A 21,796-nucleotide genomic window follows, 5' to 3' on the forward strand; every position below is an offset into this window, starting at 1 on the left:
CCTCACTTATGGACATTAGCGTCACTCATGCAATGAATCGTCAAAAAGGTGGTGAGCTTTTCGTCACTCTTGACGGATCGCACTACAGTGAGACAGGCAAAGCCGCGACAGGAGTGAGGACAGATGGCCGACGCCGCCCCGAGCCGCCTGGATCGGCGCAAGGCGCGCACCCGCGCCGCGCTCGTCCACGCGGCCCAGACCTTCATCGCCGACGGCAAGACCAACGTGGCGATCCTGGAGCTCACCCATGCCGCCGACGTGGGCATGGGCTCCTTCTACAACCACTTCTCCGGCAAGGACGAACTCTTCAAGGCGGCCGTGGAAGACGCCCTGGACCGGCACGGCGCGGCGCTGGATGAACTGACCCGCGGCATGGACGACCCGGCCGAAGTGTTCGCCTGCAGCTTCCGGCTGATCGGACGCCTGCACCGCCGCCGTCCCCAGCTCAGCAAGGTCAAGCTCAACACCGGCCTGGCCATCGCCACCGCCGACTACGGCATTGCCCGGCGCGCCCGACGCGACATCCAAGCCGGCATCCAAGCCGGGCGCTTCACCGTGTCAGACGCGGATCTCGCACTGGTGATGGCCGCAGGCGCCGCACTATGTCTCGGTCGACTGCTCCACACAGAGCCAGACCGCGACGACGGCCGGGCCAGCGACCAGATCGCCGAAGACCTGCTGCGCACGTTTGGCATCCCCGCCGACGAGGCCCGCCACATCTGCCGACGTCCCCTGCCCGAACTCGACCGGCTTTTCCCCAGCGCCACCGCGTAGCAGTGCCTGTCGAGGACACGTGAATATCAAGGCACCAGGTGAAGGTGTCTTCGTTTCAGATCGGCCGGGCAGTGGTGACGTTGCCTGGCTGCTGAGGTCTGCTGGAGGGGCTCACTGGTGAATTGATGCGCGTGCGGTTGGCGACCCCCGGTGCGACAGGAGGTCGGCCCCGGTCGCGCTCACGCGTGAGGGGTGATGACCGCGCGTCCTTGGATCTTGCCCTCGTGCAGGAGTTGGTAGGCCTCGCCGGCGCGTTCCAAGGGGAAATGCTCGACCAGCATCTTGATCTTCCGCTGCTGGGCAAGGGTGACCACTTCCATGAGTTCGGGGATGAAGCCCCAATAGGGCGAGGCGACCGAACACTCGTGCGGCGGACTCAGAAAGTCGACGGGAAGCGCTCCGCCGCCGAGACCGACGATGGTCAGGTGGCCGAGCACCCGGGCCATCTGAGCGGCCATCCGCAGAGTCGGGTCTACGCCGACCATGTCCAGCACGAGCTGAGCGCCCTGCCCCCGCGTCATGTCCTTGATGCGCGTGACCGCCTGGTCGCCCGAAACCAGCGCCTCGTCCGCGCCCATGCGCTTGGCGATCTCCAGCTTGTCGGCGGCGGTGTCCACGGCGACGACGGTCGTCGCCGTGCTGAGCGCTCGCAGAATCTGGATGGCCATCTGGCCCAGACCGCCCGCCCCGATCACCACCGCGGTCGAGCCCGGCCCCAGCAGGTGGAGCGACCGTTTGACGGCGTGATAGCTGGTCAGCCCCGCGTCGCTGAGCGGGGCGGCCTCGCGGGGATCGAGGGTGCCTAGCGGGATCAGGAATCGCGACGCCGGGACCAGCAGGTACTCAGCCATTCCGCCGTCGTGACCACCCAGGCCCCCGCCCAGACCGCCGGTCTTCTGGCAGTAGTTCTCCCGGCCCTCGCGGCAGTTGGCGCACAGCCCGCAGCCCCAGGGGCCGTAGACCATCACCGGGTCTCCGGGCGCGAAGCCGGTCGCGCCCGGCCCCAGCTTCTCGACCCACCCCGCGTTCTCGTGGCCGATCGTGAACGGCAGCTTTGGGAGCCGCTCCGCGGGCGCCTCCATGAGATGCAGGTCGGAGTGGCAGGCACCCGCGCCCCCGACCTTCACCAGGACGTGCCCGGGTCTGGGGTCGGGCACCGGCACCTCGCGCAGCTCCGGTGGCTTCTGCGGTTCGACGAGCTGGAATGCTCGCACTGCCGATCTCCTCCGGTCCCTTGATCGGACGCTCAGTCTCGGATCCCGTCGATGTCGACCCAGAGGTGGCGTGGGCCGCGGAAGATCTGGTTGTGGCGGTACGGCGGCGGGTCCTCGACGAGCCGCGGGTTCTCCACGCGGCGGAAGAACTCGCTGACCGCGGTCTGGACCTCCAGCCGCGCGAGCGGGGCGCCGAAGCAGTAGTGGATGCCCTGGCTGTAGCCGACGTGCTGGTTGTTCGGGCGCTCGAGGTCGAGCTTGTCGGGATTCTCGAACCGCTCCGGGTCGCGGTTCGCCGAGCCGTAGCAGAGGAAGATCGTCGAGCCCGCCGGGATGGTGGTGCCGGCGATCTCGATGTCCTCGAGGGCGGAGCGGCTGTGCCACAACTGAACCGACGACTCGAAGCGCAGCAGCTCCTCGACCCCGGGCACGATCAGCTCCGGTCGGCGGCGCAGTCTCTCGAGCTGGTCGGGGTGCCGCAGCAGGGACAGCACGCTGTGGGCGATCAGGTTGACCGTCGTCTCATGCCCGGCGAAGAGCATGAGCATCGCATTGTTGACGAGCAACTCCTGGGGCAGGCGCCCCTCCGGGCCGTCGTCGTGGACCATCCCCGACAACATGCCCAGGCCGGGCTGCTTGCGGTACTGGTCGAACAGGTCGGCCAGGAACTGCTTCATCTCGGCCACCACAGCGGGAACCGCCGCGAGGCGGCGCTGCTGCTCCGGGTCGCTCGCCTCCGGGCCGAAGTCCAACCCGTCCAGGGCTGTCTCGATCCAGCCGTGGAAGCGCGGGATGGACTCCAGCGGCACGCCCAGGACCTTGCAGATGACGGTCACCGGCCCCGGGAAGGCGAAGTCGTCGACGACGTCGATCCGGGTCTTGCCCTTCATGTCGTCCAGGAGCCCGGCGAAGATGCGGCGGATCTCGGGCTCCAGGTCGGCGATCATGTGGGGACGCTCGGGCGGCCCGAAGTGCCGCATCATCCGGCGGCGATCAACATCGTGCTCGGGCGGGTCCACCTCGATGATGTTCGCCTCGAGTGGATCGGCGCCCGGGATCGCCCCGGGGCGCTTCCTCGGATCCGAGCTGACCCGGGGGTCGTGGAGCAACTGGACGAGCTCTCGATAGGTGCTGACGACATAGCTGCCGTCCGGCTGCCGCGACACCGGCGTCTTCCGGAGCTCGGCGTAGAACGGGTACGGATTGGCTCGGTTGGCCTTGCGGAGGGCCTGCTGCCAGGGGGTTTCCTCGGCCATGATGCACCTCTTCCTGTTGGTGCTGTCCGGTTACGCGCTGGTCTCGAGGGGCGCGTCAGCGGCGTCGAGGCCGGAACTCGGCCCTGCGCTCGTTCGGGTCGTGGCCGGTCAGGACGACGTCGGGCATCGCCGTCGGGACGCCCGGCGCGGGGAACTCGGCCGGCATCGGGTTCATGCCGTCGGGCCGATCCCAGCCCGGAGGCGGGGGCGGGAACGTAGCCGATTGCTCGATCAGCCGCGCGTAGTACTCCAGCCATCTGCCGTGATCGAAGGTGACGGCGGCGACGATGCGGCCCCGACGACCGTAGGCGGCGGCGAAGCGGCGCTCCTTGACCGACCCCTGGGTGAAGACGATCTCGTCGCCGAACGGCGGCACGCCGACGGACTTGATGTTGACGCCGAACTGGCCGGACCAGAAGCTGGGCAGCAACAGATGCGGATAGTAGTCGGGCTCGAGGTTCACCATGTTGTGGGCCGCGACCTCGGCACCGAAGACGGCATTGTCCCAGTGCTCCATCGCGAGGAACTGGTACTCGTACAGCACGTGGGGCGCGCGCGCCACGTCCCCCGCCACGTAGACGGTGTCGGTCGCCACGCCGTTGATGTCGAAGGCGCGACCGCCGGCGTCGCAGCCGATGCCCCAGAAGCCGGCCGCCAGCCCGGAGCCCTCCAGCCATTCCACGTTGCGGATCGACCCGAGCGAGGCCACCACCACATCGGCCTCGACGGTGCTCCCGTCCGAGAGCCGAGCACGCCGCACGTGTCCGCCCGCGTCGCCCTCCAGCGACGACACGCCCATCCCGCAGCGCAGGTCCACGCCATGGTCGCGCTGCATCTCCGCGGCGATCGCGCCGACCACCCCGCCGAGCGCGCCGACCAGCGGTGCCGAGCCCCGCTCGGCGACGGTCACAGGGATATCGAGTTCCCGGCAGACGGAGGCCATCTCCGAGCCGATGAACCCGGCGCCGATGATCAGGACCCGCGACGGTCGCGCGGCCAGCGCCTGTTGCAACCGCGCGGCGTCATCACGCGAGCGCAGCGAGTACACCCCCTCCAGGGCGGCCTCAGTCGGATTGGGCCACTGCCGCGCGCGGGTGCCCGTGGCGATCAGCAACCGGTCGTAGGGGACCAGCTCGCCGTCGGCCAGGCGCACCTGCCTGGTGGTCCGGTCCAACCCGGTGGCCGCCACGCCGAGCCGCCACTGCGCATCCAGTTCCCGCAAGCGGGGCAGTTGGGTGTGGTCGGCCGCCACCCAGCCTTTGAGTACCTGCTTGGACAGTGGCGGACGGTCATAGGGCTCGTATGGCTCGTCCCCGATGATGGTCAAAGACCCGTGGAAGCCCTCCTCACGCAGGGCTTCGGCGGCCCGCAGTCCCGCCAGGGAGGCGCCGACGATGACGATCCGGCCGTTGGCCTTGAAGGTGCGCTTCAGCTCCGCGACCGTTGCCGGCATGGTCATGACGTCACCCTCCGCTCGGCGCCGTCCAGGCGGTCGATCAGGATCGCTTGCACCGGGCAGGCCGCAGCGGCTCGCTGAACCTGCAGGCGCCGCGCGTCATCGGGGTTCGGCTCGTAGGCAAGCGCCTCCTCACCACTCAAACGGAAGATTTCGGGGGCCAGAAACACGCACTGTGCGTATCCCTGGCACCGATTCAAGTCCACGACGATACGCATGGGCAGACCCCTTCCGTCCACGCCTGCCGCGCCACAACGACCATCGGTCATTCGGCTACGCGGTTATCCGGCCTTCCGCCAGGTGGCCCAGCTGGACAGGCCCATCATTGCCGTGAGCGTCACGGCGCGGGGACCCCGGTCCATACCCGATGGCGTCGGCGCAAGGTGTGCCCGGCCGATCCCCACAAGGCAATTCTCCGCCCGGCTTCCGTGAGCACAACCGCTGCCAGGTAAACATGCTCCGTGCCGAACTTTGCGGCCGATACGGGCGGCGTGCGCGGTAACGGTACAGCAGGGCCATGACAGAGGCTCGTGGGCAACGGCGGCCCGCATGCCCTGGACGGGCGCTCCGATACAGCGGCCTCAGCGGGTCGGCGAGCACCGGCACACGGCGCAGCCCATGCGAACGCCCGGCCTACGATCTCGGCCGGAGGGAGACACCGAGAGTAGGTCATCGACATCTCCCTCGTCGGGTGGCTGTACCACCGTGACCCGCTGCGTGTGAGCGCGCGACCCCGGTGGGGCATACCTCCACCGACGCGGTCGAGACCCTCTACAGCGGCGCCGGCGTCACCGTGGGACTGTCATAACTCCTGGCCGGGGTCCGCAGCGACTCATGATGGGGCGAGTCGCGAGCTTCACCCCGCCTCGGTCTCCCCGTCGTCCAGCGGCGCGTTCAGGCTGTAGGCGTGGTCGCCGAACCCACTCATGTTCATGACCGGTCCACGTGCCCTCGACGGGCACTGCTACGCGGTGGTGTGGGGGAGGAGCCGGTCGAGTTCGGGCAGGGGACGTCGGCAGATGTGGTGGGCCTCGTCGGCGGGGATGCCGAACGTGCGCAGCAGGTCTTCGGCGATCTGGTCGCTGGCACGGCCGTCGTCGCGGTCTGGCTGGGTGTGGAGCAGTTGGCCGAGGCACAGCGTGGCGCCTGCGGCCATCACCAGTGCGAGTTCCGGGTCTGACACGGTGAAGCGCCCGGCTTGGATGCCGGCTTGGATGTCGCGTCGGGCGCGCCGGGCAATGCCGTAGTCGGCGGTGGCGATGGCCAGGCCGGTGTTGAGCAGGACCTTGCTGAGCTGGGGATGGCGGCGGTGCAGGCGTCCGGTCAGCCGGAAGCTGCAGGCGAACACTTCGGCCGGGTCGTCCATGCCGCGGGTCAGTTCATCCAGCGCCGCGCTGTGCCGGTCCAGGGCGTCTTCCACGGCGGCCTTGAAGAGTTCGTCCTTGCTGGAGAAGTGGTTGTAGAAGGAGCCCATGCCCACGTCGGCGGCCTGGGTGAGTTCCAGGATCGCGACGTTGGTCTTGCCGTCGGCGATGAAGGTCTGGGCCGCGTGGACGAGCGCGGCGCGGGTGCGCGCCTTGCGCCGATCCAGGCGGCTCGGGGCGGCGTCGGCCATCTGTCCTCACTTCTGTCGCTGCTGTCACCGTCCACTGTAGTGCGGTCCGTCAGGAGTGACGGAATACTCACCAGCGCTTTGACCATTCATTGCATGAGTGACGATATCGTCAGAATCGTAACGAATCATCAGATATGCGATGGGTGGCGAGACGCTCCAGATCAGCGCCGCCTTGCGCATCACCGCGATCAACCGACAAGACAACCCGCGGGTGGCACGCCCGCACATCCCGCCAATCCGACAGATCAGGAGGCAGCATCATGCCCGCAATCACCGACACCACCGCAGTAGCTCCCGAACACACGGTCAAGGCGCTGCTGAGCGAGTACGACGCACTGAAGGCGGAGGAGCGGCAGCGGATCGGCGCGCGCAGCCAGTTGCTGTACGCCATGCTCACCGCGGTCGGCGGCATCACCACTGTCACCGCAACCATCGGCCGGCTGGAGTTGCTGTTGCTGCTGCCGCTGGCCACCACGGTGCTGGGCTGGGCCTACGTCACCAACGATCACAAGATCGCCGCCATCGGGCGCTACGTCCGCGGCAGGCTGGGGCCGCGCCTGGTCGGCCTCGTCGACGACGGCTCCAGTGACATCGACGTGTTCAAGTGGGAGAGATACCACCGCGAGGATCCACTCCGCCCCTCTCGCAAGCGCCTACAACTGGCGGTGGATCTAGCTGCGTTCTGCGCGCCCCCGCTGAGCGCCCTCGTCGTGCTCTGGCTTCTGGGCTCGCACACTCCAATGGTCCAGATCGGCTCGGCGGTCGCGCTGGCCACAGTGGTGGTCCTGGCCGCCCAGATCATCCGCTACGCGGACGTAGCCGGTCCCGCGCAGCGGACGTGATCGCACGGCGTCTCCGTGCCAGAGGCACCGACGGTATCGGCCCGAGAAACGACGTGGTGCGCGCCGCCTGTGCGCCCCTCAGCCCCACCCGTTTCACATCGCGGGAACGCGCAGGGCGTCCGTGGGGGTGTGATCGCGGCGGGTTCCTCCTGGGCCGGACGCAGCCTGACCGGCCTCTCGGTCAGTAACCGGCCAGGTCGCCGACGCTCAGCGCCCGCTGGTAGGCGCGCGTGCTGCCCTCCAGATCGCCGAGCTGCTCCAACTCGGCGGCGCTCTCGGCGAAGGCCTTCGAGGCGCGACCTGGCGCGTTCATCTGTTCGAGCTGTTCGCCTGCGCCGGCCCGTACCTCCGCGGCCGCATGCGTGCGCTTGAGCGCGCGCAGGGCGTCCGCGACCAGCAGGTGGGCGTCGGCGACGAGGTTGAGCGCTGCCGGATGACGGGTGGCGAGCTCCCCGGCCTGACTCGCCGCCGCTGTCGCGTCGCCGGCCAGAAGGTCTGCGCGGGCCAGGGACAGCTGACAGTAGGCCAGGTCGATCGCGCTGGCCGCGCTGCCGGCCAGCTCGCCTTCGGCTTCGAGCAGCATCCGGCGAGCTCTGTCGTGTTCGGCGGGGCAGTAGGTGAGCAGGTTCTCCGCGAGCCGCGCCCGCAGGCGGCCGGTGGAGCGGGGGTCGGTGAGCTGAGCGTGGGCGGCCAGCGCGCGATCGCCCAGCTCGGCGGCTCGCTGCGCGTCGCCGTCCATGGCCGCGACGGTCGCGCCGTTCCAGCAGGCCGCACGCAGCGCCCGCGGTGTCCCCAGCTGTTCGGCGGCCTCCAGCAGCTGGGCGGCCAGGGCCCGGCAGGTGGTCTGTTCGCCACGTTCGATGTAGGCGGCCAGCAGAGTGGCGCCGAGCTCGATGCCTCTGTCGGTCCAGCCTCCAGGCAGCTCCCTGGAGAAGGTGAGGTCGCCGATGCGCACGCTCGCCGTCAGGTCGCCCACTTCGCGAAGGCATCGGCACAGCGCCAGGGCGATGGCGATCCGCTGCTCGGTCTCTTCTGGATCTTCGTAGGCCATCGGCGGGAGCTGCTCGGCCAGAGGGGCGAGGACGTTCAGCAGGTGTGTCAGGCGTTCGATGGCATCGGGCAGGTCTCCGTCCGCCTCCGCCGCCAGGGCCAGGCCCAGTTCGGCCTGACGCCACAGGTCAGGGCGGCTGCCCAGCTCAGGATCTGTGACGAGAGCGGCGTACTGGGCGCGGGCCTTGGCGGACATGCCCTGGGCGAGAGCTTCGTCTGCTCCGGCGAGCTCTTGCTTGATCTCCGCGCCGCGGTCGGCAGCCAGTCCGTGCCTGAGGACCAGGGGCGGGCACTGGAGTTTGACGGCCAGTTCCCGCAGTTCCCCCGGTGTGGCATCGACGCCGTCCTCGATCAGTATGAGCCTTCGGATCGAAAGCTGAGGACCGCTGAGCTGCTCCAGCGTCAACCGGCGCTGGTGTCGAAGCCCTCGCAGGATCACGCCCCCGTGCTGCATGTTGGTCAGCATTCCACCGTCCTGGCCCGTGACCTGTCTCGGTTGTCGATCAATGCGACTTGATCGTAGACACAACCCGGGCAGACCACCACCTCTGGGGCATATTGCCCAGATGTCCGGCCCCAGCCGGCCTCCGCGGCGGCGCACGAGGCGAAATGGATCATGTTGTGGAGCGGCCAAGGGGCTGTCACAATCGGGGCCGGTTCGCAAGCTGCTCGACCGTGTGTCGACGCGTCAAGAAAGTAGGAGGTTCGCTGTGCGTTCCCGCCTGGGACATCGCGTCCTCGCCCTCAGCGCCCTCGTCGTCGCCGCGGTACTGGCGACCTCCACGACGACCGCCGCCGACACCGACCAGGGCCCCGCTCCGACAGTCGTGGGACCAGCGGGAAACCACTGCTGCTGAGCTGAGCTGAGCCGCGACGCGGACGGCCGGGGCAGGCCGCGGCGGTTTCACCGCCGCCGCCGGAGCCCAGCGGGTGGCTCCGGGGGCGGGGTCGTCGACAGCGGTGAAGACGATCTCCGTAACGGACGATTTCCAGGGATTCAGGCGCCGACCTGTGTTCCGGTGGCGAGCCGCTCGACGGGGGTGTAGGGGTCGGGGAGGCCGAACGCGGCGGGGCCGAAGCAGTCCAGCGCCCCGGGAGTGCGCATGATCTCGGGGGTGGAGATGGCGTAGACGGTCAGCCGCTGACCGAAGGCCAGCGCCTCCGTGGTCACCGGCGCGCCGGTGTCGGTGTTGAGGGTGCAGATCAGGTCGGGGACGATCGCGACCACCTCGCCGTCGCGGCGGGCGACGAGATGCTCGTTCTGGAAGGTGATCCGCAGCTGGTCGCCGGGGTCGTCGAGGGCGGCCAGCGTCACGTGGCCGCGGGCGAATCCGTCGACGGTCCTGCGGTCGATGTCGACGACCTTCCCCCTGAACAGGACCAGGCCGTGGCTGTAGATGGTGCCGGCCAGCGCCGTGGTGAGCGCGTCGAACGGGTCCTCGTGCCGCTCGCGGGCGGTCCTCAGCGCCGCCCCGATCCGCATGCCCAGTGTCAGCGTGCCGGGTACGGCGGTGCGGCGGACGGTGGCCGCGTCCATCGGGTAGTCGCAGATGTAGGCGGCGCCGCCCATCTCGACCGTCATGACGCGGGCCAGCCGTTCCATGCGGACGTTGTCGAGGGCGTCGATGATGGCGACGTCGCCGTGGTCGGAGGCGATCGACATGGGCGAGCCCGGCACGCCGTACACGGCGAACGTCTCCATCTGCAGCTCGGGGAAGGCCCTGCCCATGCCGTCGGCGTCGATGACGGGCAGTCCGAGCTGGGCGCCGAGCAGCAGCGGCATCATGCTGTTGAGGCCGCCGCACTCGATGGGCATGGTGGCGGCCGCCGTACGGCCCAGGTGTTCTTCCAGGGCGCGCAGCGCCGCGACGTTGCCTCTGCCCGAGGGGGGCCGCTCGACGAAGACGGTGGGCGCGCCCATCATCGCCGACGGCAGCACGAGCGCGTCGTCGGGCAGCTCGTCGATCGGGATGATGGTCACCCTGCGGCCTTCGCGCAGCTGCCGTTCGACCAGCAGCCTGCCGATGTAGGGGTCGCCGCCGCCGCCCGTGCCCAGGACGGCGGCGCCCTCGGCCAGGTCGCGCAGCGCGGCGACGGTCAGGTTCATGCCTGTCACGCCTGTACCTCCTCGATGGTCGCGGCGTGGCCGACGCGCAGCTCGCCGACGGCTTTGACGCGGACGCGCACGGCGTTGCCCGGCAGGTAGGCCACGTGCACCTCGTCGATGTCGACCACTTCGACCGTGTCAGGGTCGGCCCCCGCGGAGACCGCCCGCTCGACGGCCTCGGCGCGGGCCTGGTCGAGGACGTCCTCGCGGGTGCGGGCGGCGGTGATGGCGAACAGCCGGTCGACGTCGCCGCCGATCTGGCCGGTCGCGGCGCCGATGGCGTTGGCCACCGCGTGGTGGGCCGGACGGTGGACGGCAGGCACGCCCGGCAGGTGGTCGGGCATCAGGACGCTGCCGCCGCCGACCACGATGACAGGCAGCGGCTGGGCGGAGACGCGCATCTGGTCGACGAGCTCGCCCACCCTGCCGGCCATCCAGGCCACGCCGTTCCTGACCAGGTCCTTGCTGAGGTGGCGGACGAGGGAGGGGTCGCCGATGTCGGCCATGCCGGCGGCGACCGCGAGGTCGGTGGCGGTGAGGACCTGGCCGCCGAAGACCAGGGCGTGTTCGGTCAGCTCGTAGCCGACGCTGTCGGGCCCGATGTCCAACCTCGGGGTGGTGGCGACGCGGCTGCCGCCGCCGAGCCCGATCGACAGCACGTCGGGCATGCGGAAGTTGGTGCGCACACCGCCGATGTCGACCTCGCCGGTGGCCTGGCGAGGATAGCCGCCGCTCAGCACGCCGACGTCGGTGGTGGTGCCGCCGATGTCGACCACGGCGCAGTCGGCCAGGTCGGCCAGGAACGCCGCGCCGCGCATGGAGTTGGTCGGCCCCGAGGCGAACGTGCGGACGGGGTAGCGCCGGGTGTACTCGGCGTCCATGAGCGTGCCGTCGTTCTGGGACAGGTAGAGCGGTGCGTGGATGCCGACCGCCCGCAGGGCCTCGGCGAAGGCGTCGACGATCTCGTCGGCCAGGTCGCGCAGACACGCGTTGACGACGGTGGCGTTCTCCCGTTCCAGCAGCCCCACCCTGCCGATCTGATGGGACATGCTCACGTGCAGGTGTGGCAGCTCCGCGAGCAGGATGTCGGCGGCCCGCTCCTCCAACTCGGCGTTGACGGGGGAGAAGACGCTGCTGATGGCCACGGTGTCGATCTCGTGCGCGCTCAGCTCGGCCGCGATGCGCTTGAGCTGGTCCGGCTTCAGCGGGGAGATCGGCCGGCCGTCGAACTCGTGGCCACCGTCGCACATGTGGATGCTGGGGTCGATCGCCCTGATCAGCCGGTCGGGCCAGTCGACAAGGGGCGGTAGCGCGGCGGTGGCGGGCAGCGCCAGCCGTACCACCGCGGTGCGGGCCAGGCGGCGGCCGGTGACCAGCGCGTTGGTGAAGTGGGTCGTTCCGATCATCACCGCGGTGATGTGTCCCCGCTCGGCGCCGGAGGTGGCCAGCAGTCGTTCCAGGGCGGTGACGACGCCGCTGGTCACATCGAGGGTGGTAGCGGTCTTGATCTCGGCCACGACTGTGGTCTCGGCCATCAGGACGGCATCGGTGTGGGTGCCGCCCACGTCAATCCCGACACGCACGGGTGGTGCTCCTGTCTGCGTCGAAGGAGGAGAGAGATGGGCCCGGGGTCACGCCACTCGAGCGTTCTCGTCACGCGGCGCACCGGTCAGGCCCAGCCTGCCGGCGATCGCGTAGGCGGCGAAGGCGACCACGAGGGCGTTGAGTGCGGGGATGCCCCACGCGACGTACCTGCCGATCAGCGCGGAGGCGAGCCAGATGACGAGTGCGGCGGGCGCCCAGCCGGGAGCCGTGCCCGGGAGTGCGCCGGAGGCTCGTGAGGCGTCGAGGGCCGGTCGCCATCGGCGGACGACGTAGTACTCGGCGACCATGATGCCGGCGACGGGCGGGATGGCGACGCCGAGCAGGACGAAGAAGTCGATGAGGTGGTCGAGGATGCCCGCCGCGGCCAGGCCGGTGCCGATCACGCCGAGCGCGACGGTGACGACGGCCCTGTTCGTGCGCTTGCCGAACGCGGTGTGCAGGGTGTTGGTCATGCCGAGAGAGGCGGCGTAGAGGTTCCAGTCGTTGATCTTCAAGGTGGCGGTGATCAGGACGATCGTTCCCACCACGCCCGAGGTCGTGGTGACGATCGCGATCACGTCTCCGGTGCGCAGCGCGTGGGCGAGCAGAACCCCGACCAGGGCCACGACGTACTCGCCGAGCGTGATGCCGAGCACGGTCTGCTTGACCACATCGGCGGCGCTGCGGTTCCACCGGCACATGTCGGGCGAGATGACCGCGCCGACGATGAACCCGCCCGCGACGATGGTGGCGCCCTCGGCCAGGCTCAGGGCGGGACCCGGTGGCGCCGAGGCGACCAGCGCGCCGAGCGACTGCTTCGACAGCTCGACCGTGATCGCCCATCCGGCCAGGGCGAGGAAGGCGGGGACGGTGATCCACGCGGTCCATGCCATGCCGGCGAAGCCGTGCACGACGATCGCGGTCACGGCCAGTCCGGCCATGATGGACCACACCCACACGGGCGGACCGCCCAGCAGCGAGGCGAGGCCCTGGGCCAGGACGGCCGACTGCACGCCGAACCAGCCGAGCAGGCAGATCGCGATGACCATGCCGACGATGCCCGCGCCGTACCTGCCGAACCCTGCCCACCTGGCCAGCACGGTCGTCGACAGGCCCTCGCGCATGCCCGCGATGCCGATGGCGATCGCGACGACCTCGAGGATGACGGCGCCGAGCGTGATGGCGAGCACGGCGTCCCAGAACGTCATTCCCATGCCGAGGGTGGCGCCGAGCAGGAACTGACTGAGCGCGCTCAGCATGCCGAAGCGCTGTATCGCGACCGTCACCCAGCCGTAGCGGGCCGACTGCGGCACCCGCTGGAGCGCGTAGTCGTCGCGGGCGAGACCCTCGTCGGGTAACTCGGTGGTGAGCGCCGCATCAGACATCCGATGCCCTTTCTACGAGTCGATCAGAAACGTTGAGGCGTTGGCAGCGACGCTAGATTCCCCGGCGATCATTGGGAAGAGGCGTGTCAACGAAGTGTCGGTCGACGCGTCCCTCGTCCAGTCGCGGCCGCGCACCTGACTGCGATCTCCACCTTCGGTGAGATCTTGTGTTGCCATGAACATCCGAACCGTGCTAGACGATCTACGGTGAACAAGGACGCCGAAGTGAGTACGGCACACGACGCCTTGCAGCATGCGCTCGAACGCCTGCGCGCCGCCGGAGGCGACGGCCGGGCCATCGGCCACGACCACCTCGCGGTGATCCGCCACCACGCCGTGGCCCGTATGCGCCAGGGCAGCCGCCCTGCCGATCTGGCCGCGGAGTACGGGTTGGCACGCGCCACTCTCTACCGGTGGCGAGAGCGTGGGAAGGCCGGCGACCACGAACTTGAGGCTCGCCCCGGGGGCCGCACGCCGTACAAGATGCTGCCCGAGTCGCGGCGGGTGCTGCGCGAGGCCCTCCTGGCCGACCCCCGCAGGCTCGGGCTCGGCCGGCCCCTGTGGAGCCGCAGACTCGTCGCCCGCTACCTGCGCGAGCAGGCGAGGGTCGTCATCTCCGGCAAGCACCTCCGGGCTCTGCTGCGTCAGCTGGGTCTGTGGCCCGCCGGCGGCCTGCCCACCTACGCCGAACAGTGCGCGAAGGTCCCGGAGTGGTTAGCGGAGGAATTCGGTCGTGTCCGTGCCCGCGCCGAGGCCCAGGCCGCGCCCCTGTTCTTTCTGCAGATCATGCCGTTGCCCGGCGAGCTCCAGCTGATGTCGATCGTCCGCACCAACGGAACCCAGCGCTCTTTCGCCGTGCTGCCTGCCGACGACGCCATGGACGATGTCCACGGCGAATTCCTCGACCGGGTCCTCGCCACCCGCACGGGCCCGATCTTCCTGATCACCGACCCGTTGATCGCGCCTTCGATGCGGGCGGTGGCCGCTGCGGCCCGTCGGCGCAGCAGCCGCCTGACGCTGGTGCACCTGCCCGCACCCCGAGACGCCGGGGTCCGTACGACCCTGCGGCAGTCGGCACTGACCGCGCACAGGGCCGTGCACGCCCGACTCAGAGCGGCCGTCGACATGGTCTGCGACGAGAGCTCGGCCCTCGCGCTGGACAGGCCACTTCTCGGCAGGCCGGTGCGCTCGGCCCTCCTCGACGCCGTCCGGCGGCGCCGGCAGGCACAGGCCCTCCGCGAGAGATGTAGCGCGCTGCGCAAAGCGGCTGAGGCCGTCACGGCGCAGAGCAGGCAGACGGTCAAACAGGTCAGGGCCGAGCTCAACCAGCTCATCGCCGCCTCCCGCCGCAGCGACAGCAAGATCGGCATCACGGAGCTCGCAGCGGCCACAGGCATGACCCGTAACGCGATCAACCTCGTGGTCCGGCGCACCACCGAACTGCCGCCGCAGTCCCCCATGTCCGCGCCGGAAGCCATCAACCGGGTTTCCCGTACGGCGGAGCAATGGCGTGAGCTGTCTGCCCAGCATGAGACCGACCTTCGGCTGGTCGCCTTCGTCAGCGACGTGTTCGACAAGGCCGCCGCCGTCGAGCGGCAGATCGCGGCCGATCGCGATCAGGCCGTCATGGCCTGCCACCAGGTCGGCATGTCCGTACGCGACCTTGCCAGGGACGCCGGAGTCAGCGAGAACATGATCTATACGCTGATCGGACCGATCACACCCGGCCGCCACGGCTCGGATCCGCTGTTGGCCCGCCTGGGGGAGGTGGCAGCGCGATGGCGCTCCGCCAGGGAGCAGACGGCCAGTGCCCGCCGAAGACGTGCCGAGCAGGAGGAGCTCCGCCGCCAGGCGATCGCGACGGAGACGTCGTGCCGCACGCAGCGCAACCGGCTCATCGAGCTCTGCGCCTCCTCGGGCTACACGATGGCGGAGATCGCAGCGTGGTCGGGCGTGGACCTCGCGACAGCCGCCGGGTCTCTGTCGGCTCGACGGCGTCAGGTGACATTCGAAGAAGGACGGCAGGCGCTCCAAGAGTTGCGTACGGCGGTCGAGCAGGTGCGGGAGGCCCGCTGGGAGGTGGATCGCCAGCGGCTGGTGTGCGAACGGCTGGAGGCTGACCGGCGTCGCCACGCCGAAGCCGAAGACGCGGTTCGCCGCGAACGTGATGGAGTGCTGCTGAAGTGCCGTGGTGCGGGCGCCACCATCGCCACGCTGGCCGCCTGTGTACAGGTCGACGCCCACACCATTCGAGAGGCGTTGCGCGCGGCCGAAGGCGACGCGGCGGAGGAGGAAGCCCTGGCCACCTCGCGTTGACCAGGGGACGGCGTCGCGACCGCCAGATAGTCCTACATGAAGCCGATACGAGGAGCTAGCTTGATGCTCATGACACGCCCGACCCGGCCCCGCCGGCCGCATCCCGGACGGCTGCCTCCCGCCGAGCAGCGGGCAGCCGCCGAAGCTGAGCTCGCCAAGGAGACCGAAATCTTCCGCGCTGCGCAGGAGCAGGCGCGCCGCGACTACGAGGCGGCGATGGCCGCACCCACCCAGCGCTGGCACGACGCGATCGTCCGCGCGTGCGGCTCACCCGAAGGGGTACAGGCCGCCGAGAAGAAGTCTCTGGTGACCCGCAAGGGCGTCATGGCGATCACCGGACTCGGCCAGCACAAGGTGCAGGAGATCGTGGACGCCGCCAAGGGCGACGCCGTACATTGACCGGCAGGAGAATTGGTCATTTACCTGCGAAAGCCCCCAGCAGCGATGCCAACTGAAGTGCTAATCCGCCAACTAAAGCGCTAAGTCACACCCCTTTCTGTTGTGCGGGACGATCACCACTCAGATGGGTATGATCCCGGGTATGAGCGGAGACCGTAAGACCCGGATCACTATCACCGTCGACCCCGATGTGGTCGAGTATGCCGAGCACCTCGTGGAATCTGGCAAGGCGACGAGCGTCGCCGCCGTGTTCAACGACGCCATCGCAGCCAAGCGCATCGCCGATCAGCGAGCCCTGGCTCTGCTGCGCGAACGAGCCGCAAACGCCAACACCGAACGCGTGGCCCGCATTATGGCCCACGTCAAGCAGCAACTCGCCGACAAGGGCTTCCCGGTGGCGTCTGGTGAGTGATTTCTCCCCCACCCCCCACATTCTCGACTCGACGATCCTGGTGGACGTCGCCCGCGGCGACGCCGACCTGATCGGCTTCTTGCAGGACTTCGACAGGGCGGGCCAAGCCCTTGTCATCCCCTCCCTGGCCGCTGCCGGGGCGCTGCTGGAGAGCCAGGGCCTGCCGGACGCTCAGCCGCTTCTGGCCGGCCTGGCGGCGTTCGAGCGGACTACGGTCGCCCCCCTCGACGGCATTCACCAGGCGGCGAAGCTCGCCGACATGATGGCCGTCACTGGATTGGGCCCGTACGACGCTCATGTGGCGGCCATCGCGGATGTCGCGATCTGCCCGATCTTGACGCTGAACGCCGCGCACTGGGATGCCCCCTCACGCGCCCTGGCTCAGCCGCTCACCATCGTCGAGATCGCCGAACCGGACGAGTAGAAGGGGCACCCAGGATGGACCCCAGCCTATGAAGCCCGAGGAGCGGGCCTCCGCCGAAGCCGTCTACCAGGAGTGGCTGGCGAAGGTGATGGCGGCCTACGCCTCCGACCAGCCAGTCGCCGAGATCGCCACCGAGTACAGGCTCACGGCGGACGCGCTCGCCAAGCTCGCCTCACGCGAAGGAGTGAGCCGCCCGAAGGGCACGCCGCGGCGCTCGAGGAAGCAGACGCGGGAGAGTCTCCAACCTCGTGATGAGCCCCCCGCCATTCAGTGAGACCAACGATCCAGTCAGAGGACAGGTGACCAGCATGACCAGCGATCAACCCAACCTGTTCGACACACGCCGCTTCGCAGGTCCCCCGAAGACGGCCAGATTCTCAAAGTGGGCTTGGCCCGCCAAGGGCCCACGTGTGATTTCTGCTCCGGTGTGGACGCTGTCATGTACTTCCAGGTGGCCGAGTTCGAGATCGTCCATCCCCAGATACGCGCAGACCGCGGCTTGGTCTCGGGTGACCGCTTCTACGCTTGCCAACCGTGCGGCACGCTGTTCGACGCCGGCAAGCTTGGCGGGCTACGCAAGCGATACACCGAGGTCCAGGGCAAGTGGTACGACTCCCCCGAGTACCGGCGGGCCCGCGAGATACGAGAGGGCAAGGTTCGGGTGGGAATGCTGTCGCCGAGGGCGCGCCGCCCGAGGGCTTCTCCCTCGTGGTCTAGCTGGTGCCGTGACCGGAGAGGGTTGCCAGGAAGGCTCGTGGCGTCCGACGCGGTGCACCGGACGCCGAGGGCTGGTTCGCCAAGATCGACCGAACTGGACCTAATCGGCGGGACACCGTGCTCGCGTGATGAACGTGAGAGTCACCGGCATCCTCGTCGAGGATGACCGCATCCTGCTGCTTGACCAGGACACCGACACCGGCCGCTCCTGAACGCTGCCAGGTGGGAAGGTCGAGGAGGAGGAGAGTCTCGCGGACGCGCTCGCCCGCGAGATTCGGGAAGAGACGGGCGTCGACGTGCAGGTTGGCCGGCTGCTGTACGTGTGACCACCTGCCCGGCAACGGCACTCCCGTGATTCATATGACGTTCGAGGCCCCGCGTCGGCGGCACCGTGGGCGCGTTCGCCGAGGGGGCCGACACCCGCCCGATCCGCGGCGTACGGTTCGTGCCGCTCGCCGACCTGGCCTCACTGGGCTTCGCCCCCCGACTTCGTCGAGCTGGCGCGGGCCCGGGTGGCCCGGAGCCGGCTCCTACATGGGAGCCAAGGCGAACATCGGCCTGTGAAACCGACACCAGCGGCGGTGTCGCGACGAAGCGGGCGCGCTCAGGCACTTCTGACATCATGAAGGCACTTGTCGGGATCGCCCGACTTCCGATCGAAGGATGCGGCATGGGCTGGGAGACCCTCGACTATGCACACGTGGGATGGGCGGCCACTGAATTCCCTGACGGACGGATCTCGGTGGGCTCGGAGGCCGGCGGCACCGTGGTGGTGCGCTGGGGCCTTGAGGATCAGGAACCGGCAGGCCTACTAGATGGCCGGGATGCGGTCGGCTGGCGAGCGGTCTGCGAGTGCGACTGGCGTGGTCCGCTGTGGACCAGGGTCGCCGCCGACGGTGAGCATAACCTCGGTCTGCGTCGCGTCTACGCCGACCCCGGCCCGTACAGCGACACTCCAGACGATGTCGAGGACGCCCTCATGCGTGAGTGGGAAGGCCACCTGGAGCCGCCATACCTGGTAATGAGCTGATTGATGCGGCCGACGTGCTCGGCTCGCCCGTGGCGGCGTTGACGATATTCTGCACCGGTTGCCGCACGTTGACACAGGCGGCTGCGCGGCCGCCGTATGCGTACGTGTGGCGCCCGCCCATGGCTCAAGCGGCGATTTCGGGTCAGGGCACGGCGACGCTCCCGCCTCGGCTTCCTGCCGGGTAATCAAGGTAGCGGGATGCTCGGGGCCCTGGACTCGCTCATGGATGGGCAGCAGGTCGCGGGCAGTGGCCGCGTCCCCCGCGCCCCCAGTCCACCGGGCGAGTTCGTGCCAGGTAGAGAGGGTGTCGGGATGCTCGAGGCCTGGATCCGCTCACGGATGGGCAGAGCTCGGGGATTGAGGAGAATCTCTGCGAGATCGTGCGCTGAGCCCTGCCGCTCCTGGTCAGTCGGCTTGCCGGACGTGTTGGCTCGGGACTCCCGTAGCAAGGGTGGGCCGCCACCCAGTCAGAGACCGCGTGCCTGGGGCCTTGCGGGTGGAGGTCACCGAAGATCAGTTAGAGGTCTGTCACCCAGCCGGTAGTAACCACGCCGCTACCAGGCATGATTACTTAGTGTCAATATGCGTTACGTCAGGTAGTTCGGCTGCGGAACAGCGGAACAGCCATCAGCGGTAAGCGTGGGGGCAATGACTTCAGGGTGCCGCTGTCGCTGCTGTCGCTGGGCCAGGTCACCGTCACCGCAACCCGCACCACCAGCGCCCCGGCCGACCCCAACCCGGCCAACGACAGCGCCTCAGCCAGCTGCACCGTCGTCTCCATCGTCCTGGCCACCTGCTCCTGATCGCGCACATCCGGGCAGAACGGCAACGACACCCTGTCCGGCACCTCCGGCGGCGACGCCATGAGTGGCAGCCTCGGCAACGACACCATCGTCGTCCAAGACGGCGGCGGCGACACCGCCAATGGCGGCCTCGCTCCGACACCTGCACCGCCGAACCAGCAGACACCACCAGCGGCTGACCCCAGCTGGTGGCGCGCCGGACCCTCGGCGGTCAACCCCGAGCTCAAAGAGATCGACTGGCGCTGTGGTCGAGCCGGCCGCCTGACCCCTTCCCGTGATCTGCAAACTTTTCGATCGACCCCAGCTGACGGGGTGCTGTCTTCAGACGGCCCTGCTTGGGGGCTGGATCTTCTCGTGGGGGTGGATCTTCATCGTCGGCGGATGACGAGGGGCTGGGCGACTTCTCCGAGATAGCCGTCGGGGTCGCGACCGGTGATGGCCAGGAACAGTCCGACTGGGGTGGCTCCCCATCGACCTTCAGGGGACGAAAGGAGGCCCCGGATCTCTCCGAAACCCCTTCTCGCCTGCGACTACCGGGTCGGGGTGGCAGGCCCACGGCCTCTTCGTCCTGAACGAAACGGTCTAGCCGAGGGCGCGGTCCAGGTTGAAGGCGGCGCTGATCAGGGCCAGGTGGGTGAATGCCTGCGGGAAGTTGCCGCACTGCTCACCGGCCTGGCCGATCTCCTCGGCGAAGAGGCCGACGTGGTTGGCGTAGGTGAGCATCTTCTCGAAGGCCAGGCGAGCCTCATCGAGCCGTCCGGCGCGGGCGAGCGCTTCGACGTACCAGAACGAGCAGATCGAGAACGTGCCCTCCATGCCCCGGAGCCCGTCCGGGCTCGCTGCGGGGTCGTAGCGGTAGACCAGCGAGTCGGACACCAGGCGGTCGCCGAGCGCCGTGAGGGTGGACAGCCACTTCGGGTCGGTGGGCGAGATGAACTTCGCCAGCGGCATCATCAGTACCGAGGCGTCGAGGACGTCGCCTCCGAGGTACTGCACGAACGCCTGGTGCTCGGCCGACCAGCCGCGTTGCATGATCTGCCGGTAGATCGTGTCGCGCGTGCGCTGCCACCTCGCCGTGTCGGCGGGCAGGCCGCGGTGGCCGGCCATGCGGATGGCGCGTTCGATTGCCACCCAGCACATGAGCCGGGAGTACAGGAAGTCCTTGCGTCCGCCGCGGGTCTCCCAGATGCCTTCGTCGGGCTGGTCCCAGTTGTCGCAGACCCAGTCGACGAGGCCGCTGACGTAGTCCCAGTCGCCGCTGGAGATCGGCTTGCCCCATTTGTCGTAGAGGTAGACGGCGTCGATCAGCGCGCCGTAGATGTCGAGCTGCAGTTGGCCGACGGCGGCGTTCCCGACCCTGACCGGCCAGGAGCCCTGGTAGCCCTCGAGGTGATCCAGCTGACGTTCGGGGAGGTCGCTGCGTCCGTCGATGCCGTACATGATCTGCAGGGGGCCCGAGGCGCCGGGCGGGCAGGTGCACACGTTCGCCGTCAGGAAGCGCATGAACGCCTCGGCCTCCTGGGTGAAGCCCAGCCTGAGCAGGGCGTACACGCAGAAGGCGGCGTCGCGGACCCACACGTAGCGGTAGTCCCAGTTGCGCTCGCCGCCGACCTCCTCCGGCAGGCTGGTCGTCGGCGCGGCCACGATGCCGCCGGTCGGTGCGTAGGTGAGCAGCTTCAGGACCAGCGCGGAGCGGTGGACCGTCTCGCGCCACCTGCCGCGGTAGCGCGACGCGGACAGCCATCGGCGCCAGAACGCCACGGTGGCGGTGAACTCCTCTTCGGCCTCGGCGATCGCGCACGAACGAGGTGCTACTCCGTCGCCGACCCGGTCGAGAGCGAAAACGGCATGTTCGCCCTCATGGAGTTTGAACTCCGCCCACATGTCGACGCCGTCGGCTTCCATCGGCACGGTGGCGGTCAGCGCGAGGGAGAGGGAGGGCGACTCGAAGACCGCCTGGCCCTGTGTCAGGCGGAGCGTGTGCGGCTGGGTCCCGTAGTCGAACCGCGGCGCCACCCGCGCGCGGAACGGGAGCGATCCGCGGACGCAGGCCACTCGCCGGATCAGCCGATGACGGCCGGGCTCGGGCGACTCATCGGCGATGGGCATGAAGTCCTGGATCTCACCTACGCCGTCGTTGGCGTAGAACCGGGTGATCAGGACGTTCGTGTCGGGAAAATAGAACTGCTTCGTCGTCGCCCGCACCTCGGCGGCCAGCTTGAACGAGCCGCCCTTGTCGCTGTCCAGCAGTGCGGCGAAGACGCTGGGAGAGTCGAATCTCGGACAGCAGTACCAGTCGATCGTGCCGTTCGCGCCCACGAGCGCCGTCGTACGCAGGTCTCCGATCAAGCCGTGGTCGGCGATCGGTAGGTACTGGGCGTTCGAGACATCCGCGGACATTCCAGTGCTCAC

At 69.1% G+C, this 21,796-nt stretch carries 21 protein-coding genes; 10 read left to right on the top strand and 11 right to left on the bottom strand.

Annotated elements, in window-relative coordinates; all coding sequences use genetic code 11:
• Nucleotides 1-123: 123 nt before the first annotated feature.
• Nucleotides 124-774: a TetR/AcrR family transcriptional regulator gene (locus tag ABFX55_RS09825; RefSeq protein WP_346119731.1), complete on the top strand. Its 651-nt coding sequence runs from the start codon at nucleotides 124-126 to the stop codon at nucleotides 772-774.
• Between the two features lie 179 nt (nucleotides 775-953).
• On the opposite strand, the gene ABFX55_RS09830 is transcribed toward ABFX55_RS09825, so the two are convergent.
• The 5 genes from ABFX55_RS09830 to ABFX55_RS09850 all read right to left on the bottom strand — a co-directional run bounded on the left by ABFX55_RS09830 (nucleotide 954) and on the right by ABFX55_RS09850 (nucleotide 6,315).
• Entirely contained in the window at nucleotides 954-1,988 is a 1,035-nt protein-coding gene (locus ABFX55_RS09830) for an NAD(P)-dependent alcohol dehydrogenase (RefSeq protein WP_346119733.1), read from the bottom strand.
• A 32-nt stretch (nucleotides 1,989-2,020) separates the two neighbouring features.
• Nucleotides 2,021-3,244 (bottom strand): cytochrome P450, encoded by a 1,224-nt coding sequence (locus ABFX55_RS09835; protein WP_346119735.1) that lies wholly within the window; start codon nucleotides 3,242-3,244, stop codon nucleotides 2,021-2,023.
• A gap of 55 nt (nucleotides 3,245-3,299) precedes the next feature.
• Nucleotides 3,300-4,703 (bottom strand): NAD(P)/FAD-dependent oxidoreductase, encoded by a 1,404-nt coding sequence (locus ABFX55_RS09840; protein WP_346119737.1) that lies wholly within the window; start codon nucleotides 4,701-4,703, stop codon nucleotides 3,300-3,302.
• Complete coding sequence (locus ABFX55_RS09845) at nucleotides 4,700-4,918, bottom strand: ferredoxin (RefSeq protein WP_346119739.1); 219 nt, start codon at nucleotides 4,916-4,918, stop codon at nucleotides 4,700-4,702. The genes ABFX55_RS09840 and ABFX55_RS09845 overlap by 4 nt, the downstream gene beginning before the upstream one ends.
• Before the next feature lie 746 nt (nucleotides 4,919-5,664).
• Nucleotides 5,665-6,315, bottom strand: coding sequence for a TetR/AcrR family transcriptional regulator (locus ABFX55_RS09850; protein ID WP_346119741.1), 651 nt, complete (start codon nucleotides 6,313-6,315; stop codon nucleotides 5,665-5,667).
• 260 nt (nucleotides 6,316-6,575) lie between these two features.
• On the opposite strand from ABFX55_RS09850, the gene ABFX55_RS09855 reads away from it, so the two are divergent.
• Nucleotides 6,576-7,157 carry a hypothetical protein gene (locus ABFX55_RS09855; protein WP_346119742.1) on the top strand — a complete coding sequence of 194 codons (582 nt, stop codon included), beginning with the start codon at nucleotides 6,576-6,578 and terminating at the stop codon, nucleotides 7,155-7,157.
• 181 nt (nucleotides 7,158-7,338) lie between these two features.
• Here ABFX55_RS09855 and ABFX55_RS09860 read toward each other — a convergent pair whose 3' ends face one another.
• Nucleotides 7,339-8,673, bottom strand: coding sequence for a hypothetical protein (locus tag ABFX55_RS09860; protein ID WP_346119744.1), 1,335 nt, complete (start codon nucleotides 8,671-8,673; stop codon nucleotides 7,339-7,341).
• Nucleotides 8,674-8,917: 244 nt separating this feature from the next.
• Between ABFX55_RS09860 and ABFX55_RS09865 the strand changes: the two genes are divergently transcribed.
• Nucleotides 8,918-9,064, top strand: a complete 147-nt coding sequence (locus tag ABFX55_RS09865) for a hypothetical protein (RefSeq protein WP_346119746.1) — start codon at nucleotides 8,918-8,920, stop codon at nucleotides 9,062-9,064.
• A gap of 140 nt (nucleotides 9,065-9,204) precedes the next feature.
• Here the strand turns inward: ABFX55_RS09865 and ABFX55_RS09870 are convergent, their stop codons facing one another.
• From ABFX55_RS09870 to ABFX55_RS09880, 3 genes are read right to left on the bottom strand one after another with little or no spacing between them, the layout of a single operon-like run.
• Nucleotides 9,205-10,314, bottom strand: a complete 1,110-nt coding sequence (locus tag ABFX55_RS09870; protein ID WP_346120119.1) for an S-methyl thiohydantoin desulfurase family protein — start codon at nucleotides 10,312-10,314, stop codon at nucleotides 9,205-9,207.
• 5 nt (nucleotides 10,315-10,319) lie between these two features.
• A complete protein-coding gene (locus tag ABFX55_RS09875) occupies nucleotides 10,320-11,897 on the bottom strand; it encodes a hydantoinase/oxoprolinase N-terminal domain-containing protein (protein ID WP_346119748.1) in 1,578 nt (525 codons plus the stop codon).
• Nucleotides 11,898-11,945: 48 nt separating this feature from the next.
• Complete coding sequence (locus ABFX55_RS09880) at nucleotides 11,946-13,283, bottom strand: purine-cytosine permease family protein (protein ID WP_346119749.1); 1,338 nt, start codon at nucleotides 13,281-13,283, stop codon at nucleotides 11,946-11,948.
• Between the two features lie 165 nt (nucleotides 13,284-13,448).
• On the opposite strand from ABFX55_RS09880, the gene ABFX55_RS09885 reads away from it, so the two are divergent.
• The 7 genes from ABFX55_RS09885 to ABFX55_RS09915 all read left to right on the top strand — a co-directional run bounded on the left by ABFX55_RS09885 (nucleotide 13,449) and on the right by ABFX55_RS09915 (nucleotide 18,581).
• A complete protein-coding gene (locus ABFX55_RS09885; protein WP_346119750.1) occupies nucleotides 13,449-15,599 on the top strand; it encodes a hypothetical protein in 2,151 nt (716 codons plus the stop codon).
• Nucleotides 15,600-15,668: 69 nt separating this feature from the next.
• Nucleotides 15,669-15,998, top strand: a complete 330-nt coding sequence (locus ABFX55_RS09890) for a hypothetical protein (RefSeq protein WP_346119752.1) — start codon at nucleotides 15,669-15,671, stop codon at nucleotides 15,996-15,998.
• 142 nt (nucleotides 15,999-16,140) lie between these two features.
• Nucleotides 16,141-16,410, top strand: coding sequence for a hypothetical protein (locus ABFX55_RS09895; RefSeq protein ID WP_346119754.1), 270 nt, complete (start codon nucleotides 16,141-16,143; stop codon nucleotides 16,408-16,410).
• Nucleotides 16,403-16,834 carry a PIN domain-containing protein gene (locus tag ABFX55_RS09900; RefSeq protein WP_346119756.1) on the top strand — a complete coding sequence of 144 codons (432 nt, stop codon included), beginning with the start codon at nucleotides 16,403-16,405 and terminating at the stop codon, nucleotides 16,832-16,834. The genes ABFX55_RS09895 and ABFX55_RS09900 overlap by 8 nt, the downstream gene beginning before the upstream one ends.
• Before the next feature lie 28 nt (nucleotides 16,835-16,862).
• Nucleotides 16,863-17,108 carry a hypothetical protein gene (locus ABFX55_RS09905; RefSeq protein WP_346119758.1) on the top strand — a complete coding sequence of 82 codons (246 nt, stop codon included), beginning with the start codon at nucleotides 16,863-16,865 and terminating at the stop codon, nucleotides 17,106-17,108.
• Between the two features lie 658 nt (nucleotides 17,109-17,766).
• Nucleotides 17,767-17,877 carry an NUDIX domain-containing protein gene (locus ABFX55_RS09910; RefSeq protein ID WP_346120120.1) on the top strand — a complete coding sequence of 37 codons (111 nt, stop codon included), beginning with the start codon at nucleotides 17,767-17,769 and terminating at the stop codon, nucleotides 17,875-17,877.
• 296 nt (nucleotides 17,878-18,173) lie between these two features.
• Nucleotides 18,174-18,581, top strand: a complete 408-nt coding sequence (locus ABFX55_RS09915; RefSeq protein WP_346119759.1) for a hypothetical protein — start codon at nucleotides 18,174-18,176, stop codon at nucleotides 18,579-18,581.
• Between the two features lie 592 nt (nucleotides 18,582-19,173).
• Here the strand turns inward: ABFX55_RS09915 and ABFX55_RS09920 are convergent.
• Together ABFX55_RS09920 and ABFX55_RS09925 are read right to left on the bottom strand one after the other, a co-directional pair.
• The gene (locus ABFX55_RS09920; protein ID WP_346119761.1) at nucleotides 19,174-19,446 is read right to left on the bottom strand and encodes a hypothetical protein; all 273 of its coding nucleotides are present in this window, start codon (nucleotides 19,444-19,446) and stop codon (nucleotides 19,174-19,176) included.
• Between the two features lie 520 nt (nucleotides 19,447-19,966).
• Complete coding sequence (locus tag ABFX55_RS09925; RefSeq protein ID WP_346119763.1) at nucleotides 19,967-21,796, bottom strand: glycoside hydrolase family 15 protein; 1,830 nt, start codon at nucleotides 21,794-21,796, stop codon at nucleotides 19,967-19,969.

This window comes from Nonomuraea roseola (genome assembly GCF_039535395.1).
GTDB classification, from domain to species: Bacteria; Actinomycetota; Actinomycetes; order Streptosporangiales; family Streptosporangiaceae; genus Nonomuraea; species Nonomuraea roseola.

What these genes read in the sequence shown, in the direction of transcription:
- ABFX55_RS09905 (WP_346119758.1), top strand. Translation starts at nt 16,863, where the DNA reads ATGAAGCCCGAGGAGCGGGCCTCCGCCGAAGCCGTCTACCAGGAGTGG.
- ABFX55_RS09855 (WP_346119742.1), top strand. Translation starts at nt 6,576, where the DNA reads ATGCCCGCAATCACCGACACCACCGCAGTAGCTCCCGAACACACGGTC.
- ABFX55_RS09845 (WP_346119739.1), bottom strand. Translation starts at nt 4,918, where the DNA reads ATGCGTATCGTCGTGGACTTGAATCGGTGCCAGGGATACGCACAGTGC.
- ABFX55_RS09895 (WP_346119754.1), top strand. Translation starts at nt 16,141, where the DNA reads ATGAGCGGAGACCGTAAGACCCGGATCACTATCACCGTCGACCCCGAT.
- ABFX55_RS09860 (WP_346119744.1), bottom strand. Translation starts at nt 8,673, where the DNA reads ATGCTGACCAACATGCAGCACGGGGGCGTGATCCTGCGAGGGCTTCGA.
- ABFX55_RS09840 (WP_346119737.1), bottom strand. Translation starts at nt 4,703, where the DNA reads ATGACCATGCCGGCAACGGTCGCGGAGCTGAAGCGCACCTTCAAGGCC.
- ABFX55_RS09825 (WP_346119731.1), top strand. Translation starts at nt 124, where the DNA reads ATGGCCGACGCCGCCCCGAGCCGCCTGGATCGGCGCAAGGCGCGCACC.
- ABFX55_RS09915 (WP_346119759.1), top strand. Translation starts at nt 18,174, where the DNA reads ATGAAGGCACTTGTCGGGATCGCCCGACTTCCGATCGAAGGATGCGGC.
- ABFX55_RS09835 (WP_346119735.1), bottom strand. Translation starts at nt 3,244, where the DNA reads ATGGCCGAGGAAACCCCCTGGCAGCAGGCCCTCCGCAAGGCCAACCGA.
- ABFX55_RS09890 (WP_346119752.1), top strand. Translation starts at nt 15,669, where the DNA reads ATGACACGCCCGACCCGGCCCCGCCGGCCGCATCCCGGACGGCTGCCT.
- ABFX55_RS09850 (WP_346119741.1), bottom strand. Translation starts at nt 6,315, where the DNA reads ATGGCCGACGCCGCCCCGAGCCGCCTGGATCGGCGCAAGGCGCGCACC.
- ABFX55_RS09880 (WP_346119749.1), bottom strand. Translation starts at nt 13,283, where the DNA reads ATGTCTGATGCGGCGCTCACCACCGAGTTACCCGACGAGGGTCTCGCC.
- ABFX55_RS09920 (WP_346119761.1), bottom strand. Translation starts at nt 19,446, where the DNA reads ATGGCGTCGCCGCCGGAGGTGCCGGACAGGGTGTCGTTGCCGTTCTGC.
- ABFX55_RS09870 (WP_346120119.1), bottom strand. Translation starts at nt 10,314, where the DNA reads ATGAACCTGACCGTCGCCGCGCTGCGCGACCTGGCCGAGGGCGCCGCC.